17 protein-coding genes and 1 pseudogene are annotated in these 17,713 nt (G+C 65.1%); 12 read left to right on the forward strand and 6 right to left on the reverse strand.

Features of this window, described 5'->3' with window-relative positions:
- Positions 1-523: 523 nt before the first annotated feature.
- The 7 genes and pseudogenes from pdhA to FRZ40_RS34995 all read left to right on the forward strand — a co-directional run.
- Complete coding sequence (gene pdhA, locus FRZ40_RS34965; RefSeq protein WP_147237239.1) at positions 524-1,621, forward strand: pyruvate dehydrogenase (acetyl-transferring) E1 component subunit alpha; 1,098 nt, start codon at positions 524-526, stop codon at positions 1,619-1,621.
- Positions 1,614-2,594 carry an alpha-ketoacid dehydrogenase subunit beta gene (locus FRZ40_RS34970; protein ID WP_147237240.1) on the forward strand — a complete coding sequence of 327 codons (981 nt, stop codon included), beginning with the start codon at positions 1,614-1,616 and terminating at the stop codon, positions 2,592-2,594. Before pdhA ends, FRZ40_RS34970 begins: the two co-directional genes overlap by 8 nt.
- 4 nt (positions 2,595-2,598) lie before the next feature.
- Positions 2,599-3,717 carry a dihydrolipoamide acetyltransferase family protein gene (locus FRZ40_RS34975; protein ID WP_147237241.1) on the forward strand — a complete coding sequence of 373 codons (1,119 nt, stop codon included), beginning with the start codon at positions 2,599-2,601 and terminating at the stop codon, positions 3,715-3,717.
- 276 nt (positions 3,718-3,993) lie between these two features.
- Positions 3,994-4,974: a D-alanyl-D-alanine carboxypeptidase family protein gene (locus FRZ40_RS34980; protein WP_147237242.1), complete on the forward strand. Its 981-nt coding sequence runs from the start codon at positions 3,994-3,996 to the stop codon at positions 4,972-4,974.
- A 143-nt stretch (positions 4,975-5,117) separates the two neighbouring features.
- Positions 5,118-5,387, forward strand: coding sequence for a MoaD/ThiS family protein (locus tag FRZ40_RS34985; RefSeq protein WP_028368009.1), 270 nt, complete (start codon positions 5,118-5,120; stop codon positions 5,385-5,387).
- A 74-nt stretch (positions 5,388-5,461) separates the two neighbouring features.
- Positions 5,462-6,622, forward strand: coding sequence for a WD40/YVTN/BNR-like repeat-containing protein (locus FRZ40_RS34990; protein WP_147237243.1), 1,161 nt, complete (start codon positions 5,462-5,464; stop codon positions 6,620-6,622).
- A 165-nt stretch (positions 6,623-6,787) separates the two neighbouring features.
- Positions 6,788-6,889: pseudogene (locus tag FRZ40_RS34995) on the forward strand (DUF3422 family protein); the annotation flags it as partial.
- 327 nt (positions 6,890-7,216) lie between these two features.
- Here FRZ40_RS34995 and hpxZ read toward each other — a convergent pair.
- From hpxZ to FRZ40_RS35020, 5 genes are read right to left on the reverse strand one after another with little or no spacing between them, the layout of a single operon-like run.
- Positions 7,217-7,597, reverse strand: a complete 381-nt coding sequence (gene hpxZ / locus FRZ40_RS35000; protein WP_028368011.1) for an oxalurate catabolism protein HpxZ — start codon at positions 7,595-7,597, stop codon at positions 7,217-7,219.
- Positions 7,594-9,015 (reverse strand): AtzE family amidohydrolase, encoded by a 1,422-nt coding sequence (locus FRZ40_RS35005; RefSeq protein WP_147237244.1) that lies wholly within the window; start codon positions 9,013-9,015, stop codon positions 7,594-7,596. The genes hpxZ and FRZ40_RS35005 overlap by 4 nt, the downstream gene beginning before the upstream one ends.
- Complete coding sequence (locus FRZ40_RS35010) at positions 9,012-9,203, reverse strand: DUF4089 domain-containing protein (protein WP_028368013.1); 192 nt, start codon at positions 9,201-9,203, stop codon at positions 9,012-9,014. Before FRZ40_RS35010 ends, FRZ40_RS35005 begins: the two co-directional genes overlap by 4 nt.
- A gap of 11 nt (positions 9,204-9,214) precedes the next feature.
- Positions 9,215-10,366, reverse strand: coding sequence for an amidase (locus FRZ40_RS35015; RefSeq protein ID WP_147237245.1), 1,152 nt, complete (start codon positions 10,364-10,366; stop codon positions 9,215-9,217).
- On the reverse strand, positions 10,363-11,169 hold the full coding sequence (locus FRZ40_RS35020) for a cysteine hydrolase family protein (RefSeq protein ID WP_147237246.1): 807 nt from the start codon (positions 11,167-11,169) through the stop codon (positions 10,363-10,365). The genes FRZ40_RS35015 and FRZ40_RS35020 overlap by 4 nt, the downstream gene beginning before the upstream one ends.
- A gap of 196 nt (positions 11,170-11,365) precedes the next feature.
- Between FRZ40_RS35020 and FRZ40_RS35025 the strand changes: the two genes are divergently transcribed.
- The 5 genes from FRZ40_RS35025 (at position 11,366) to FRZ40_RS35045 (ending at position 16,786) form a co-directional block, all read left to right on the forward strand.
- Positions 11,366-12,391 (forward strand): BMP family protein, encoded by a 1,026-nt coding sequence (locus FRZ40_RS35025; protein ID WP_147237247.1) that lies wholly within the window; start codon positions 11,366-11,368, stop codon positions 12,389-12,391.
- Positions 12,388-13,968 carry an ABC transporter ATP-binding protein gene (locus FRZ40_RS35030; protein WP_147237248.1) on the forward strand — a complete coding sequence of 527 codons (1,581 nt, stop codon included), beginning with the start codon at positions 12,388-12,390 and terminating at the stop codon, positions 13,966-13,968. Before FRZ40_RS35025 ends, FRZ40_RS35030 begins: the two co-directional genes overlap by 4 nt.
- On the forward strand, positions 13,965-15,083 hold the full coding sequence (locus tag FRZ40_RS35035) for an ABC transporter permease (protein WP_147237249.1): 1,119 nt from the start codon (positions 13,965-13,967) through the stop codon (positions 15,081-15,083). Before FRZ40_RS35030 ends, FRZ40_RS35035 begins: the two co-directional genes overlap by 4 nt.
- A complete protein-coding gene (locus tag FRZ40_RS35040) occupies positions 15,080-15,997 on the forward strand; it encodes an ABC transporter permease (RefSeq protein ID WP_028368019.1) in 918 nt (305 codons plus the stop codon). The genes FRZ40_RS35035 and FRZ40_RS35040 overlap by 4 nt, the downstream gene beginning before the upstream one ends.
- A gap of 75 nt (positions 15,998-16,072) precedes the next feature.
- Complete coding sequence (locus FRZ40_RS35045) at positions 16,073-16,786, forward strand: TetR family transcriptional regulator (protein WP_147237250.1); 714 nt, start codon at positions 16,073-16,075, stop codon at positions 16,784-16,786.
- A gap of 30 nt (positions 16,787-16,816) precedes the next feature.
- Here the strand turns inward: FRZ40_RS35045 and FRZ40_RS35050 are convergent, their stop codons facing one another.
- Entirely contained in the window at positions 16,817-17,713 is an 897-nt protein-coding gene (locus FRZ40_RS35050; protein WP_147237251.1) for an ABC transporter permease, read from the reverse strand.

The raw sequence follows: 17,713 nt of genomic DNA on the forward strand, positions 1-17,713 counted from the left end.
AGTTATCTGAAATTTTCAGGCGGCGTTCAGTGACAGGCGCGCCTGATGACGCGGCCCACGGGGAATCTCAAGCTCAAAGGGATGAGCATACGAGGTTTGCACAGACGCAAGCGAAGAAGCTCTGGGAGACGGTCAGTCGCCACCGCCACAAACAGTCACGCGGCCGCTGAGTCATGGTGGCTTGCGCGCTGCGACGGCACCAGAACGACTGAATAGAATCGCGAGTTGGTCCCGGTCCCTTTGCACGCCATCGCGCAATAAGTGATGGATCATGCGCTCAACACCCGCCGGTCTCAATGAGAGGGCGGGTTTTTTTGGGGCAGACGGGCCCTGTGGCGAATCGGCAGTCGGAGGGGATTTCTCCGCGCAACCCGCAGTGCATGTGCGCGCTCGCGCGGCTCGCCCGATGGCAGGATATCCGCCGTGGCCACCGTGCGCGGACAGGCGGCGTCAAAGGTGGCGCAACGCACAAGCACACAGGCAGCAGAACGCCTACGATGTCTGAAACACCCAGGAGGCCGTCATGACCACGGCTGCCAGTTTTCACATCGGCTACACACGGTACCTCGGCCCAGAGGGCGAACCCGTGCATCCGCTTCCGACCTTCGCAAGGGACCCCGCGGCGCTCCTGCCGCTGTATCGCGCGATGGTGCTGACACGAGCGTTCGACACCAAAGCGGTTGCACTGCAGCGGACGGGTCAACTCGGCACATTCGCATCGTCGCTTGGCCAGGAGGCGGTCGGCGTCGGCGTGGCGAGTGCAATGCGCCCCGAGGACGTGCTGTTTCCTTCCTATCGCGACCACGCGGCCCAATTGCTGCGCGGCGTCACGATGACGGAAAGTCTGCTCTATTGGGGTGGTGACGAGCGTGGAAGCGATTTCAGTGTGCCCCGCCTCGACTTTCCTAACTGTGTGCCGATCGGCACGCAGGTCTGCCATGCGGCGGGCGCCGCCTATGCATTCAGGTTGCGCAAGGAGCCACGCGTCGCGATGGTGCTTGTCGGCGATGGCGCCACGTCCAAGGGAGACTTTTACGAGGCGATGAACTTCGCCGGCGCGTGGGGCGCGCCGCTCGTGCTCGTGATCAACAATAATCAATGGGCGATTTCAGTGCCGCGCAGCCATCAGAGCGCAGCACAAACGCTCGCGCAAAAGGCGATTGCAGCGGGAATCGACGGGCTGCAGGTCGATGGCAACGACGTGATTGCCGTGCATCACGTGGTGGGGGCGGCACTCGCGAAGGCCCGGCGCGGCGACGGTCCGACCTTGATCGAAGCGCTCAGCTATCGCCTCGGCGATCACACGACGGCCGACGATGCCACCCGCTATCGCGATGCCGAAGAGGTCAGCAGGCAATGGGAGTTCGAGCCGCTGCGCCGGTTGCGCACATACCTGATCCGTATGAACGTTTGGGACAAGGCGCGGGAAGAGGAACTCGGCAAGACGTGTCACGCACAGGTGGCAGAGGCGGTCGAGGCGTATCTCGCGGTTGCTCCGCCTGACGTGTCCGCGATGTTCGACCATCTCTATGAGACGCTGCCGCTCGCTATGCGCGAGCAACTGGCGATGGCGCAGCGATTTGCTCGCGTTGCGCCCGCTGCGGGGAACGGCCATGGCTGATCTGAACATGGTCGAGGCGGTGAATGTCGCGCTTGCCTGGGAGCTTGCGCATGACCCCGCTGTCGTGCTGCTTGGCGAGGACATTGGCGTGAACGGCGGCGTGTTTCGCGCAACCGCGGGCTTGCAGACGCGCTTTGGAGTGCAGCGCGTGATCGATACGCCGCTCGCCGAAACGGCGATCGTCGGCACGGCGATCGGCATGTCCGCAATGGGCCTCAGACCGGTCGCGGAGATTCAGTTCAGCGGCTTCATCTATCCGGCCATCGACCACTTGCTGAATCACGCGTCGCGTTTGCGGCACAGGACGCGCGGAAGGCTCACGTGTCCTCTCGTGGTCAGGTCGCCAGTGGGTGCGGGCATTCACGCGCCGGAGCATCATTCCGAAAGCCCGGAAGCGCTGTTTGCGCACATACCCGGATTGCGCGTCGTGACCCCGTCTTCGCCCGCGCGCGCATATGGCCTGCTGTTGGCGGCAATCCGCGATGCGGACCCGGTCATCTTCTTCGAGCCGACACGCCTCTACCGCCTCTTCAGGCAGCCTGTGGAAGACAACGGCGAGGCGTTGCCGCTCGATTGCTGCTATGTGCTGCGCGACGGGACGGATGTGACGCTCGTCAGTTGGGGCGGGGCGTTGCAGGAAGTCCTCGCGGCCGCTGACCTGCTTGCGCAGGAAGGCGTGATGGCGGAAGTGATCGACGTGGCCACGCTCAAGCCGCTCGACATGGACACGATTCTCGCGTCGGTAGCGAAAACGGGACGCTGCGTGATCGTGCATGAGGGATCGCGCACGGGCGGCGTCGGCGCGGAGATTGCGGCGGGCATTGCCGAGCGCGGACTCTATTCGTTGCTGGCGCCCGTGCAGCGCGTCACGGGCTATGACGTCGTGGTCCCGCTGTACCGGCTCGAGAGTCAATACATGCCAGGCAACGAGCGCATCGTTGCTGCAGTCAGGCAGACACTGGAGGCGCAGTGAAACCATGAAGATCTTCAAGCTGCCCGATCTGGGCGAAGGCCTCCAGGAAGCGGAAATCGTCGAGTGGCACGTCGAGAGCGGGGAAGACATTCGCGCGGACCAGCCGCTCGTGTCAGTCGAAACGGCAAAAGCCATCGTCGAGATTCCCTCGCCGCACTCCGGCCGCATCGCGAAGCTGTTCGGCAAGCCAGGCGACATCGTGCATACGGGTGCGCCGCTCGTCGCTTTCGAAGGAGACGGTGGAGAGGATGCCGATGCGGGCACCGTGGTCGGCCATATGGAAGTGGGCAGGCAAGCGGTGGAAGAAGCGCCGGCTGCGCCTGGCAGCGGCACGGGTGCAGGGCCTGGCGCTATCAAGGCGATTCCCGCGGTGCGGGCGCTTGCCCGCAAGCTGGACATCGATCTCGCCATGGTGGCGCCTTCCGGGCCGGATGGCGTCGTCACGGCGGCCGACGTGCAACGGGCGGCAAAGCTGCTCGCGGAGCTCGAGCCGCCTGAAGTGCTGCGCGGCGTGCGTCGCGCGATGGCGCAGAACATGGCGCGGGCCCAGAGCGAAGTGGCGGCCGCGACCGTTATCGACGACGCCGACATTCACGCATGGTCTCCCCATACCGATGTGACCATCCGCCTGATTCGCGCGCTGGTGGCCGGGTGCCGCGCGGAGCGGGGACTGAATGCGTGGTTCGACGGCAGAATGGCGCGGCGCCATGTGATGGAGAAGATCGATGTCGGCATTGCCGTCGATTTGCCGGATGGCTTGTTCGTGCCGGTGCTGCGCGATGTCGCGCATCGGGACGCAGCCGGTCTGCGCGCCGGACTTGACAGGATGCGCGCCGATATTCGCGCACGCAAGATTCCGCCTGAAGAAATGCGTGGCAACACGATCACATTGTCGAACTTCGGCATGATTGCCGGTAAATATGCAGCTCCCGTGGTTGTGCCGCCCACGGTTGCCATTCTTGGCGCCGGGCGGATACATGACCAGGTCGTGGCGCACGAGGGGGTGCCCGCCGTGCACAGGATTTTGCCGCTGAGCCTGACATTCGACCACCGGGTTGTCACGGGCGGAGAGGCTGCGCGCTTTCTCGCCGCAGTCATCCAGGATCTCGAATTGGCGCAATAGCCGTTTTTCACGGTCTGCTCGCCAGAATTGCGATGGCCCGTGGCGTGCGCGCACCGGCATTTGCGATTTTCTTGCCATTCGACCTGCCACGGTTGCGTCATCTGCGCGCATCCTGCGTGCAAGCCGAGGCATTCACGAGGGCTTACCCGCTGGGGAAAAATTCCGCTCTCTTTCGCACACTCATTCCTGCGATAAGCAACTAGAGTTGAGTTGTTGAGGATCATCCGGCACGTTGGCCCCGCCAATGTCTGATTGCTGTCGCACGGTGTGAACGTCATGAAAAACTACCTCGGCGCGCTACTGGTCGCCTCGGCGCCGTTTCTCGCGTGGGCTGAAACGCCATTCCTCCATTCACGCAGCGCAATCGTGTACGACGTTGCGCGCGACCAGGTCCTGCTGGAAAAGAACGCCGACGACGCGCGGCCGATCGCATCGCTCACGAAGCTGATGACGGCGATGGTCGTGCTGGACAGCGCCCTGTCGATGAGAGACACGTTGACCGTCAACGACGATGACATCGACAGGCTCAAGCATTCGGGGTCCCGCATCCCGATCGGTGCGTCGCTCGAACGGGGAGAGCTGCTGCGCCTTGCGCTCATGTCGTCCGAGAACCGCGCGGCGTCGGCGCTATCGCGTGCGTTCCCGGGTGGCCAGCCGGCGTTCATCCGGAAGATGAACGAAAAGGCGCGCGCGATGCATATGGCCAATACGCACTTCGATGATCCAACCGGTCTTTCGCCGGACAATTCCTCGACGGCACGCGACGTCGTCAAGATGGCGGCCGCCGCGGCGCACTATCCATTGATCGGCGAATACACGACGCTTCTCCGTTACGAAGAGGCGATCGGCACGAGGACGCGGTTCTATCACAACACCGACCCGATAGTCCGCTTGGCCGATTGGGACGTTCTGGTCGCAAAGACCGGCTATATCCGCGAGGCGGGACGCTGCATCGTGGTCGATGCCAACATGCCAAATGGCGAGGTGATGATTGCGCTGCTCGGGGCGCAAACATCGCGGGCGCGCTCCGCCGATCTCGTCACGATACGCCGATGGCTGAACGGCGACGAAACGCCCGTCGTCGAGCCGCGCTATCACACAAGCGTCCGGCTGCATCATCTCCATCCGATGCTCGCGCATTCGCACCGCGTCGGGGTGCGATTCACATCGTATGGGACAGGTTCGGGGTCCGCGCACCGGCAGACCGTCAAGCACCATGCCGGCAAGAGGGAGCACCACTCGCCTGTTGCCACCTGAGGTAAGTGACATCCGCGCCGATGCCTGAGTGCCCGCCTGCGCGGAAGACGTCTCGTTTTCATCTGGATGTCGAGGACCGGTGATCGGCGGATCGCATAAACTACAGAAGCAGTGGACGCGGCCATTCCCGCGCCGACCCAGCCATGGCGCACATCTTCTTCGCCGCTTCGATTCAACGGCATATCGCAACACCCGAGCGCGAGATCGATGCGCGCACGCTCGGCGAAGTGCTTGAGGCGGTGTTTGCTGAGCAGCCTCGACTGCGCGGCTACATACTTGACGACCAGGGCTCACTGCGGCGGCATCTCGCCATTTTTGTCGACGGCCGGCCGGTGCGCGATCGACACCATCTGTCCGACGCGCTCGGCGAGGAAAGCCGGGTTTATGTCGTACAGGCGCTGTCGGGTGGATAGGCGGGTTCCATCCGTACCCGAACTCCCAGAGTCAGCGCTGAAGCGCCACCTCCCGCCGAGAGGAGATCCCGGGCATGAGCGATCGATTGCTTGTCGCAACCCGCAAGGGGCTGTTCGTTCTGCAAGCCGACGGCAAGGGCGGCTGGAAGCTGGGTGAACCGTATTTCGTCGGCGAGCCGGTGAGTATGGTGCTGCCCGATCCGCGCGACGGATCACTCTATGCCGCGCTCAATCTGGGCCACTTCGGCGTGAAGCTGCATCGCCGGCGCGCCGGCATGGCCGACTGGGGCGAGTGCGCGGTCCCCGTCTACCCGCCGCAGCCTGCCGGCGAGACGCACACGGACGACGGCCCGGGCGCGAGTGCGGACACCGGCGCGGACAATGTGAGCGCCGCTGCGCCCAGCCCGCCCGTCCCTGCCTGGACGCTTCAGCAAATCTGGTCGCTGGAAACCGGCGGTCCGGATGAGCCCGGCGTCTTGTGGGCTGGCACGATTCCAGGCGGGCTCTTCCGTTCCCAGGATGGCGGCGACACATGGGCGCTCAACCGCGCGCTGTGGGATCGCCCGGAGCGCCGTGAATGGTTCGGAGGCGGCTATGACGCCCCGGGTATCCATTCCGTCATGGTTGATCCGCGCGACAGCCGGCACGTGACGATCGGTGTGTCGTGCGGCGGCGTCTGGCAAACCCTCGACGGCGGCGCGACGTGGCGCTTGACTGCCGTGGGCATGGAGGCCGACTACATGCCGCCGGAGCGGCGCGGCGATGCCAATGTGCAAGATCCGCACCGTGTAGTGCAATGCGCGGCAAATCCAGATGCGCTGTGGACGCAGCATCACTGCGCAATCTTCCGCTCGACCGACGGCGCGGCGCACTGGCAGCGCATCGAAGCACAGCCGTCGAGCTTCGGCTTCGCGGTTGCCGTGCATCCGCGGGAGCCGGACACCGCGTGGTTCGTGCCCGCGGTGAAAGACGAGTGCCGTGTCCCGGTGGACGGCCGGTTCGTCGTCACACGCACCCGCGATGGAGGCCGCACGTTCGACTGTTTCTCGCGCGGGTTGCCGCCAGCGCCCGCGTATGACCTCGTGTATCGGCACGGGCTCGCCGTAGATGACTCCGGCATACAACTCGCGATGGGGTCGACAACCGGCTCGCTATGGACGTCCGGCGACGGCGGCGAAAGCTGGCAATTGATTTCAGCGCATTTGCCGCCCGTTTATTGTGTCCGGTTTGGATGAGCGCGAGAAGCGTGTCAGTAACCCACCCGTCATCAGAAAAACACTGAAGATCACGATCAAAACTATGAGATTGCTTGGTCGACGCGCTTCAGCCGTAGTTATTACGAGCAGGTGTGTTGCAGTCGTCGATAACCGCGTGAATAGCAACTCGTGAAAACATCAACCATTGCCCATCCATTGCGCGCCATGCTGGCTGAGGAATTGCATGCTCGCCCTTTCCTGAAGCTGGCCGAGTCTGCAGCCCTCACGCACTATGCGATTTGCGCCTGTTGGCCAGCAATCGAGGTCCGGGCGCGCATGATGCCTGCGATGCCGAAGTGACGTAGCAGTGTGCGTGAAGGTGAATGTCGGCGACCGCCTCAAAGCCGCCATTGAAGTCCCGCTGATCCGAAGGGCGGGTTGGGGGCGGTTTCACTCACTCGCCAGAGTAGCTGCTGCCGTACGAGCTTGCTGTGTGACCAATGACTGGTCTGAACGGTTAATCGGCCACCGGGCATCGTTAGTTCGACCTCAGCTACGGCCGGCCACCGGACCGAGAGGAAGGAGCCGGCAGCAGCTCGGGCGAGTCGAGCGCGAGGCGGCTCCCCACAACAGCTACGCGTCCATCCAGCTGACATGTGCGCTCACCACGCGCCATCCCTCCTGCGTTCTGATCCAGGTCTGGCTCTGCCTGCCGATACGCGGCTCGTTACCGCGCCGAAACTCGATGTTGGCGACCGCAAACGAATCGCCATAAGTAGTAACGACACGCGCCAGGACAGTCCGCGCGAGCCCCTTGCCGGGGCGCGCGGCGCGAAACGCACGGATCGCGTCGTACCCGTACAGGTTTTCCGTTGCGCCGTATCGGAGCGTGTGCGGCGAATCGAAGAACAGCGTGTCGAGCATGGCGACGTCGTTGGTGACGAGAGCCTGCTCGTACATGTCGAAGGCCGCGTTGACCTCGGCGAGCACGTCGGGCCGGTTGATGTCGTTCATCGCTGCGCTCCCGCATGGGCGGCCAGCTCGCTGAACGGCGGCAGAGGAGACACGGCAACCCGTGCGGCTTCGAGACGCCGCGCCGCTTCGAACGCGAGATCTTCGCGCCAGGGCGCCGCGATCAGTTGCACGCCAACAGGCAGCCCGCCGCGCGTTCGCATCGGGGCCGCAACGACAGGCAAGCCCAGACATGAAACAGGCTGCGTCAACATGCCCAGATTGGGCCTCACCGCGAGCCGCTCGCCGTTGACCTCCATGAACTCTTCGCCGATGCGCGGCGCGACGACAGGCGTGGCCGGCGCGATCAGCACGTCATAACGCTCGAAGAGTTCGAGCACGCGGCGCCGCAACGCCGCGCGCACGCGCTGCGCCTGCACGATCCACGCAGCGGGCAGCAGCGCACCCGCTATCAGCCGATCGCGCGATAACGGCTCGCGAGCGCCATAGTGCGTGCGAAGGTTCTCCATGTGCAGTTGACCGCCTTCAGCGGCAGTGATCAGAAACGCTGCACCGCGTGCCGCGTCGGCGTCCGGATACTCGACTGTGTGCGTGGCCGAAAGCGCATGCGCGGCGGCATGCGAGGCTTCGCGCGCATCATCGTTTGCGTGGGTGTCGAAATAACCGCCGAGACGCGCAACGCGTAGCGGGCCGGGAAGGGTGTCAACGGATTCGAACCCGCGCTGCGCACAGGCCGGGTCGAGCGCGTCCGTGCCTTGCAGCGCACCGTAGACGGCCGCGAGGTCATCTACGCTGCGTGCGAAAGCGCCCATGTGATCGAGGCTCGCGACGAACGGCCAGGTGCCGTGCCGCGACAGGCGACCATAGGTGGGCTTGACGCCGAACACGCCGCACAGCGAAGCGGGCACGCGCACTGAGCCATTTGTGTCGGTGCCGAGCGTGAGCGGCACGAAGCCTGCCGCGACGGCCGCCGCGCTGCCGCCCGACGACCCGCCCGCCGAGCGCGTCAGGTCGTGCGGATTGCGGCACGGTCCAGCGTGATGGTTCTCGGTCGTGAAGCCGTATGCGAACTCGTCCATATTGAGCGCGCCGACGAGGATCGCCCCCTGCGCGCACAGGCGTTCGACGAGGGTCGCATCTGCGGCGGCGGGCGGTGCGCCTGCCAGCACGCGCGAACCGGCAAGCGTCGTCACCCCCGAGATATCGAACAGATTCTTCGCCGCAAACGGAACGCCAGCCAGCGGCGGCAAGTTGTGGCCGCTGGCGCGGCGGGCATCGAGCGTGTCGGCTTCGGCGAGTGCGCGTTCGCGCGTGACGGTGGTGAATGCGTTGACCTGCGTGTCGTAGGCGTCGATACGCGCAAGCGTCGCTTCGATCAACTCGCGTGCGCTGAACGCACCCTGGGCATACGCCCGCGCGATGGAGAGGGCGCTTTCGGCGCCGCTGCTATAGGGTGTCATGGGCGATATACCGGAGCGGGTTCGTCATTCGTGTCGAGGGGATAGGCGAGTACAGGCGCTGCAAGCTGCGCGATGCGCGCGAACTGGGCCTTCACCTGCGTGGCGGCTTCGGCGGGAAGCACCGGGAAATGGAGTGCGAGCGCGGCGTCGACGTAGCGGTCGAGTGCGGTGTCGAAGGAAGAGGCCATGGCGTTTCCGTTCAGGAAAGAGTGGGGAAGAGTTCGCGCGCGCGAGCGATCAACGCGCGGTCGCTGCCGCGAGGCCCGATCAGCGACAGCGCGAGCGGACGTTCGCTGTCGTTGACGACGGGCACGCTGACTTGAGGCAAGCCTGCGAACGCGGCGATCGTGTTCATGGTGAGCGCGTCGCGATAGAACGCGTCGATCAATTCAGGCCTTTCCTGTTTGCTCAACAGCGAACGCGGCGTGGTCGGCAGCACGATCAGCGCGTCGCCCACGATGCGCTCGATGCGCTGCGCGAACGCTTCGCGCATCACGCGACAGCGTTCGACTTCGGCGGCGTCATGCGTCTTCAGGCGCGCGAAGCGTGCCGCGATGTCGGCGCCGAAGCGCGGCGCGTTCGCGTCGATCCACGCGCCCAGCGACGCAGCGATCGAATCGTCCTGCAATTGCTGGTACACATGCAGCCAGCGCGATCGCTCACCCGCGAAGACTTCGACTTCGTCGCGCGTGGGGCAGAGATCGCGCAGGCGCTGTGCATCGTCGGGCTCGTTAGCTGCGCGGGCCTCGAATGCTTCCGTGCAATGTACGAGGGGCGAAGGCGCCTCCACGGCAGGCGCTCCATCGAGCAATACGTCCGCGACGCGCGCGAGCATCTCGCCCGTGCGCGCAAACCAGCCGACCGTGTCGAAGCGCGGCGCAAACGGCAACACGCCTTCGAGCGCCACGGCATCATAGGACGGCCGGATGCCCCAGAGCCCGCAGAACGCGGCAGGCACACGCACCGAGCCGCCTGTGTCGGTGCCGAGCGCGAAGTCCACGTCATTGCTCGCGACGGCTGACGCCGAGCCGCTCGACGAACCGCCCGGCAACGCCTGTGGCCAGCGCGGATTGAGCGGCGTGCCGTAATGCGCGTTCACGCCTTCGAGGCTGTAGGCGAGTTCATCCGTGATGGTCTTGCCGTCCACGCTCGCGCCTGCCGCCAGCAGCCGGGCGACGCAGGGCGCGTGACGCGGCGCGGGCCCATGCGTGGCGAGCCAGTCGGGATTGCCGCCGCCGGTCGTTGCACCGGCAACGTCGATCAGATCCTTGACGGCAAAACGCAAGCCGTCGAGCGGGCCGCTCATCGTCGCGCCGACCTGCAAGCGCGCGCCTGGAATGAACGCGCTCATGCGGCGGCCTCTTCGAGCGCAGTGCCGAATTGCAGCGAATCCGCGACGAAGCCGAAGCACTTCTTCACGTTCCAGATGCTCGCCTCCGTGCAGAACGCGGGCGACGAGGTCGCGCAGCAATCGCTCAGCATCACGCAGCCATAGCCGAGGAAGTTGGCATCGGTGAGGGTGTGCATCACGCACTGATCGGTATTGACGCCCGCGAAGAACACAGTACGCGTGCCGAGATTGCGCAGGATGCTGTCGAGCGGCGTGTCCCAGAAGCCGCTGATGCGGTACTTGTCCACGCAGATGTCTTGCGGCTCGATCTTCAGTTCGTCGACCACGGCGGCGGCCCAGGAATCTTTCTCGAGCACCCGCGCGCCATGCTCCGGCAAGGGCTCGCCGAGGCCAATGCCGGTGCCTGTCGGCTTGTAGAGATGAAGCTGGTTAGGCGGCATGTTGGCCAGATCGGGCCGGTTGCCCCAGTTGACCCAGATCACCGGCACGCCACTGTTGCGCACCACGGGAAGCAGGCGCTGCAACGGTGCAATCGGCGCGCGATCAGCACCGAAATCGCCCCCGATGTGATCGACCCACCCGCCTTTGGTGCAGAAGTCGTTCTGCATGTCGATGATCACAAGCGCCGATCTCCCAATGTCGAAGCGCACTTTTTGCGGCTCGGAATCGAGCACCGCAATGCGCGGCCTGGGTGTCGGCGCGGCCATGTCGACGAGCGTTTCGGTGGCGGTCCAGCGCGTGTGAGCGAAGGCGCCGAGTGTGCCTTCCGTCCTTGCCTGGTCTGGGTTTGCAGCGAGGTTCATGGAGTTCTCCGGAGCGTGTTGCGGGTGTTGTTCGAACGTCGATCGAGGACTGCCGTGCATGGTGTCCGCCCAATCAACCGGACGGCGGCCACCTGGCGTTTCGGGCGCGACGGATCGCGCATTGGCATCGAAGTTGCAACGTGCATTTCAGTCATGAATAACCTACTTACCGAAATTCAACGCAAAAGGAGTGCCAATGATGGTCAGTTCACAACAGGCATCGCGTGCGAGACTGCGCCGCCATCTCGTGTCCCGCTGCCTCGTCGCGGCGGGGATCGTCGCGCTCGCCTCGCCTTCGTTCTTCATTCCCGTTGCGCACGCCGCCGACGATGCGATGCGCGTGGGCGTGCTGATTCCCGGTTCGAAGACCGACAAGGGCTGGATGGAGTCGGGCTATGACGGCGTCGTGGCCGCGCAGAAAGAGTTCGGCCCGAAGCTGAAGACGCAGGTCATCGAGAACATCAATTACGCGGACATGGAGCAGGCGCTCACGAATCTCGCGAGCCGGAACCAGCTGGTGATCGGCATCGGCGGACAGACGCAGGCTGCCGTGCTGAAGATCGCAAAGCGCTTCCCCAATGTGAAGTTCTCGATTGTCGGCGGCAACAAGGGCGACAACATGCCGCCGAATGTGGCCGGGTACGACGTGAAGCAGGCTGAAATCGCATTCGTCGCGGGCGCGGCGGCCGCGATGCTGTCGAAGAACGGCGCGGTGAGCTATGTCGGCGGCATGGAGATTCCGTCTATCGTCAACGCGGGCAAGGAGTTCGGCAACGGTGCGCGCTACGTGAACCCGAAGGTGAAGTACTTCGAGAGCTATACGGGCGACTTCGACAACGTCGCGAAAGCGCGTGAAGCGACCGCCGCTGCCGTCGCGCAGGGCGCCGACGTGCATTACCACATTCTCAATCTCGGTTTGCGCGGGCTGGAGCAGGCAGCCAAGGAGAAGAACACGCATATCATCGGCAGCTATACGGACCGTTGCGGCAGCGATCCGCTGTACGTCGGGTACAGCATTACGGGCGTCGGCTATCAGGCGCAGTACGCGATCGAGCAGCTGGAGAAGGGGCAATGGCAGCCGGGCTACAAGGCGTTCGGCCTCGCGATGGGCCCCAAGGCCTCCGGCATGGTGATCTGCAAATCGACGCCCGCGATGGATGCGAAGCTCAAGCAGATCGAAGAGGACATCCTGAGCGGCAAGATCAAGGTTTCCGAAGGATGAGCGCGCTCGCTGCTGCCGCCGCCCGCGCCGAGCCGATTCTCTCGCTGACGGATATCGGCAAGCGCTTTGGCTCGTTTACCGCGCTCGAACGCGTATCGCTCGACCTGATGCCGGGCGATGTGCACTGTCTGCTCGGCGAAAACGGCGCGGGCAAGTCGACGCTGTGCAACGTGATCTTCGGCGTTCATCAGCCGGATGCGGGCGCGATGCATGTGAATGGCGCGCCCTATCGGCCGAAGAATCCGCGCGAGGCGCTGGCGCACGGCATCGCGATGGTGCATCAGCACTTCAGTCTCGTCGACGACGCGAGCGTGCTCGACAACCTGCTGCTCGGCCAGGCACGCGGCTGGCTCAACCGTCAGCGCGAGGCGGCGCGGCTGCGCGAAGTGCTGGAGAGTGTCGGGCTGACGTTGCAGCTCGATGCGAAGGTCGCGGATCTGTCCGTGGGCGAGCGGCAGCGCATCGAAATCGTCAAGTGCCTGATGCGCGAACCGCGTCTTCTGCTGCTCGACGAGCCGACGGCCGTGCTGCTGCCCGCCGAGATCGACGCCTTGCTCGACACCTGCGAGCGTGTCGCGAAGCGGGGCTGCGCCGTGGTGCTGGTCACGCACAAGCTGAAGGAGATCTGCCGGATCGCCACGCGTGCGACGGTGTTGCAGGCGGGCCGGGTGGTGGCGTGTTCGGCGGCGCCATCGGCGGAGATTGACCGGCTCGTGCACGCGATGATCCATCGTCCGGATCGCGAGTCCGGTGAGGCGGACGACGATATGGCAAGCCGCCTGTCGCTTGCGGAATCGCGCTCGCCGTATTCGCGGCCGCTGACGGAAGAAGTGCTGCAGATCGACGGACTGAGCGCGCGCGATGCCGAAGGCGTCACACGCCTCGAGCATTGCACGCTCGTCGTGAATCGCGGCGAGATCGTCGGCATAGCGGGCGTGGAAGGTAACGGGCAAAGCGAACTCGGTGCGGTGCTGGCGGGCATGGCGAGCGCGTCCTCGGGACGCTTCTTCATTGCGGGGCGTGACATGACGCATGCGAGCCCGCGCGGACTGACGCAGGCGGGCGTGGGCATCGTGCCCGAAGTTCGTCACGCGGTGGGCTGCGTGACGGGCATGAGTGTCGCCGACAACCTGTTGCTCAATCATCTGGATCGCTACACGCGCGCCGGCTTTCTGCGCCGCCGTGCGATGCGTGCCGCCGCGCTGGATCTGATGCGGCGCTTCGACGTGCGGGCAAGCGGGCCCGACGCGCTGTTCGGCGGGCTGTCCGGCGGCAATCAGCAGAAGGCCGTGCTGGCGCGCGAACTGACGCTCGATCCGCTGCTGTTCCTGCTCGCCGCGCAGCCGACGCGCGGACTCGATGTCGGCGCGGTCGCCGCCGTGTACTCGCACATCCGCGCCGCGCGCGATCGCGGCGCGGGCGTGTTGCTGATTTCCTCCGAACTGGACGAACTGATGAGCGTCGCCGATCGTATCGTCGTGCTGTATCGCGGCCGCATCATGGGCACCTGCACGCCCGAGGCGAGCAATCGCGGCCGCATCGGCGCATGGATGGCGGGCGCTGGAGAACCTGCATGAATCCGCATATGAAGTCGCAGACCTTGTTCGGCGCCGCGCCCGGCGCGCAAGGCTGGCGCACGCGTTTGCCGCATTGGCGCGTCGCCGGCGTGATCGCAGCGGCCGTCTTCGTCGCGATGCTTGCCGCGCTGCTGTTGATCGCGCTGATGGGCGTGCCCGTCGGCGATGCGCTCGCGGCCTTTGCCGACGGCGCGTGGGGCTCGCCGTATGCGATCGGCGCGTCGATCAATCGCAGCCTCGCGTTCGCGCTCGTCGGCACGGGCTTCGTGATCGCGAACCGCGCGAAGCTCACCAACGTGGGCGGCGAAGGACAGATCGCGATCGGCGGCATCGTCGCGACAGCGTTGAGTCTTTACGGCGGTTGCGCGCACCTGCCGCTGGGCCTGTCGTTCATCGTGCCGATGCTGGGCGCGGCGATGGCGGGCGCGGTGTGGGGCGGCGTGCCCGGCGTGCTGAAAGCGAAGGCCGGCACCAATGAAGTGATCAGCACCTTGTTGCTGTCGTTCATCGCCGTGTGGCTGCTCTACTGGTGCGTGCAGAGCGAAGCCTTGCTGCGCCAGCCGATGAGCAACGCGGCGACCTTGCCCGAATCGCTCGAAATCCCCGACTTGACCAAGCTCCCGGCGATCTTCGCCGCGAGCGGCATGAACCTCAACATCGGCCTGCCGGTGAGCGTCGCGCTCGCGTTCGCGTCGGCGATTCTTCTCACGCGCACGCCCTTCGGACTGTCGTTGCGCGCCGCGGGCCTCAATGCGATCGCGGCAAAACGCGCGGGCTTGCCGATCACCTCGTCGATCGTGGGCGCGCTCGCGCTCGCCGGTGCGTTCAGCGGCCTCGCAGGCGCACTGATGCTGCAAGGCGACCAGTACTCGCTGAAAGCAGGCTTCTCGTCGGGCTACGGCTTCGACGGCCTGGTGGTCGGCCTGCTCGCGCGCGGTTCGATCACGGGCGTGTTCGCGGCGGCACTGCTGTTCGGCTTTCTGCGCTCGGGCGGCATCAACATGGAGATGATCGCGCAGGTGCCGTCGGCGCTCGTGCTGATCGTGCAGGGCATCGTCACGATCGCGCTGGCGGGCGGCGCGATGTGGCTCGACAGGGGAGACGCACGGCAATGAATCTCGAACTTCTCGCGGTATTCGCCGGCGCGTCGATCCGGCTCGCTGCGCCGATGATGCTTGCCTCGACGGGCGAACTCGTGAGCGAGCGCGCGGGCGTGCTCAACATGAGCGTCGAAGGGATGATGCTGACGGGCGCATTTCTCGGCGCGACGTTCTCGTGGCTCACGGGCAATCCCGCCATCGGTTTGTTGTGCGGCATGCTCGGCGTGATTCCGCTTGCGCTGCTGCAGGCCTTTCTCAGCGTGACGATGCGCGCGAACCAGATTGTGACGGGCATCGGCATCAACATTCTGGCGCTCGGTGGCACCACGCTGGCTTACCGGAAGATTTTCGGCGAGCGGTCGAGCGCGGTGATCCCGGGGCTCGCGCATTGGTCGCCGCCCGTGCTCGGCAAGATTCCCGTGCTCGGCGAGCCGGTCTTCGGGCAAGTCTGGCTGCTCTATGCGGGGCTTGCCGTGCTGATCGGCACATCCGTCGTGATGCGGCGCACGGCCCTGGGCGTCGCGCTGCATGCGACGGGCGTCGCGCCTCGCGCGGTCGATCAGTCGGGACTCGGCGTCGCGCGTATCCGCTACGGCGCCGTGGTGTTTTCGGGTGTGATGTCGGCGGCGGCGGGCTGCTTCCTGTCGATCGGCGATATTCACACGTTCACGGAAGGCATGACCAATGGCGCAGGTTATCTGGCGATTGCCGCGATCATCTTCGGCAACTGGAAGGTCGGCCGCACCGCGCTAGCGTGCCTGCTATTCGGGGCGGCGACGGCCATGCAATTCCAGCTGCCGATGTTCGGCCTGCATGTGCCAACGGCGCTGCTGATCATGCTGCCGTATCTGCTCGCGCTGGTGGCCGTGGCCGGCCTGATTGGCCGCCAGTCCGCGCCGCCCGCGCTCACCCAGCCGTTCCGGCGCTGACACAGCGCGAGCGCCCGGGGCGCGGCAGAGTACCATAGCGATTCGCCGCGCCATCTTCCAACTTTCATCGATACCATGCCACGCAACGCCTCTGCATCCAGCGCACATCCCCGGGAGACGAAGGAAGCGCCTACGCGTCGACAGCAGCTTGCGGCGAAGACGCGCGAGCGCATCTTCCGGATCGCGATCAAGGAGTTCGCCGACAAAGGCTTCAGCGGCGCGCGCGTCGAAGGCATCGCGAGCCGCGCGAAGGTCAACATCCGCATGATCTATCACTACTTCGGCGGTAAGGAGATGCTGTACGTCGAAGTGCTGGAGCATGTGCTCGCGCGGCTGCGCGAAGCCGAACTCACCGTTGCGCTGGATGTGCAGACGGTCGAACCCGTAGCGGGCATCGTTCAGCTTTACGATTTCATCGAGGGGCACTTCGCCGCGCACCCTGAACTGCTATGTCTGCTGTCGTGGGAGAACCTCAACCGCGCGCGCTACCTCAAACGCTCGAAGGCCATTCCGGAGATGTCGTCGCCCGTGCTCGACAAGCTGCGGACCCTGCTCAAGCGCGGCGAGGCCGCGCGCACGCTGCGCAAGGGGATCGACCCGCTTCACATGTACGTGACGCTCGTGAGCCTCGCGTACTTTCACAAGTCCAATGCGTACACGCTGTCGCGCATGTTCGCGACGGAGATGCTGGAGCCTTCATGGCAGGCTGCGCACAAGGCACAGGCGCACGAACTGGTGCGCGCTTTTCTCGCCGGAGCGCGCGTGCCGGAACTGGCGGCGCATCCCTGAGCGCATGCCGCACGTTGCGTGCGGCGCGCTTCAACGAACGTTTGCCCGCTTCCGCGCGATCGATCTCGCGATGAACAGCCCGCCAATCATTACCAGCAGCGAGATCAAGGTCGTTATCGTGCCGAGCGCGTAAATGACGGGGGTGGTCACCGATGTCGTCAAGCCCTGCAATTCGAGTGGCAACGTATTCTGATCGCCGATTGCCTGCGAGGTGCGGGCGATTTCGTCCCACGACAGCGTAAAGCCGAACATCGCGACGCCGATGACGGACGGCCCGATGATGGGCAGCACGACATGCCTGAACGACTGCCACGGCGATGCTCCAAGATCGCGCGCGGCTTCTTCGAATGCGGGATTGAAGCGGTTGAACACGGCGAACATGACGAGCAGGCCGAACGGCAGGGTCCAGGTGAGATGCGCGCCGAGCGCGGACGTGTAGAGTCCCATCGACGTCGTCCAGCCGTCCGCGAACGACTGGAAGCCCCACGCATTCGCCAGATACCTGATGAGCGTGTCGAGCAGACGGAACGTCAGCCCGATGCCGAGCGACACGATGATCGACGGCATGATCAGGCTCGCGACCGACACGTAAAAAACGGCCGTATCGCCGCGAAAGCGGCGCCTGAATGCGAGGCCGGCGCTGACCGAGAACAGGACCGTCAACACGGTGACGGCGGCAGCGAGTTTGACTGAGCGCCTGAATGCGGCCCAGATATCGACATCGCCGACGCCGTCGCGCAAGGCAGCGAACCAGTGCAGCGACACACCGCGCATCGGAAAGGTCAAGCCGCCCTCGGGACCTTGAAAGGACAGAATGAAGATCGTGATGACCGGGCCGTACAGAAACAGCACGAAGAGCCCGAAGAGCAGGGCGAGCCAGTAAAAGCTCGCGGGCCGCCGCTCGCGATGGCGGGTGAGAAGTCGCAT

Origin of the sequence: Paraburkholderia azotifigens (genome assembly GCF_007995085.1) — a bacterium.
In the GTDB taxonomy this organism is placed as follows: Bacteria; Pseudomonadota; Gammaproteobacteria; order Burkholderiales; family Burkholderiaceae; genus Paraburkholderia; species Paraburkholderia azotifigens.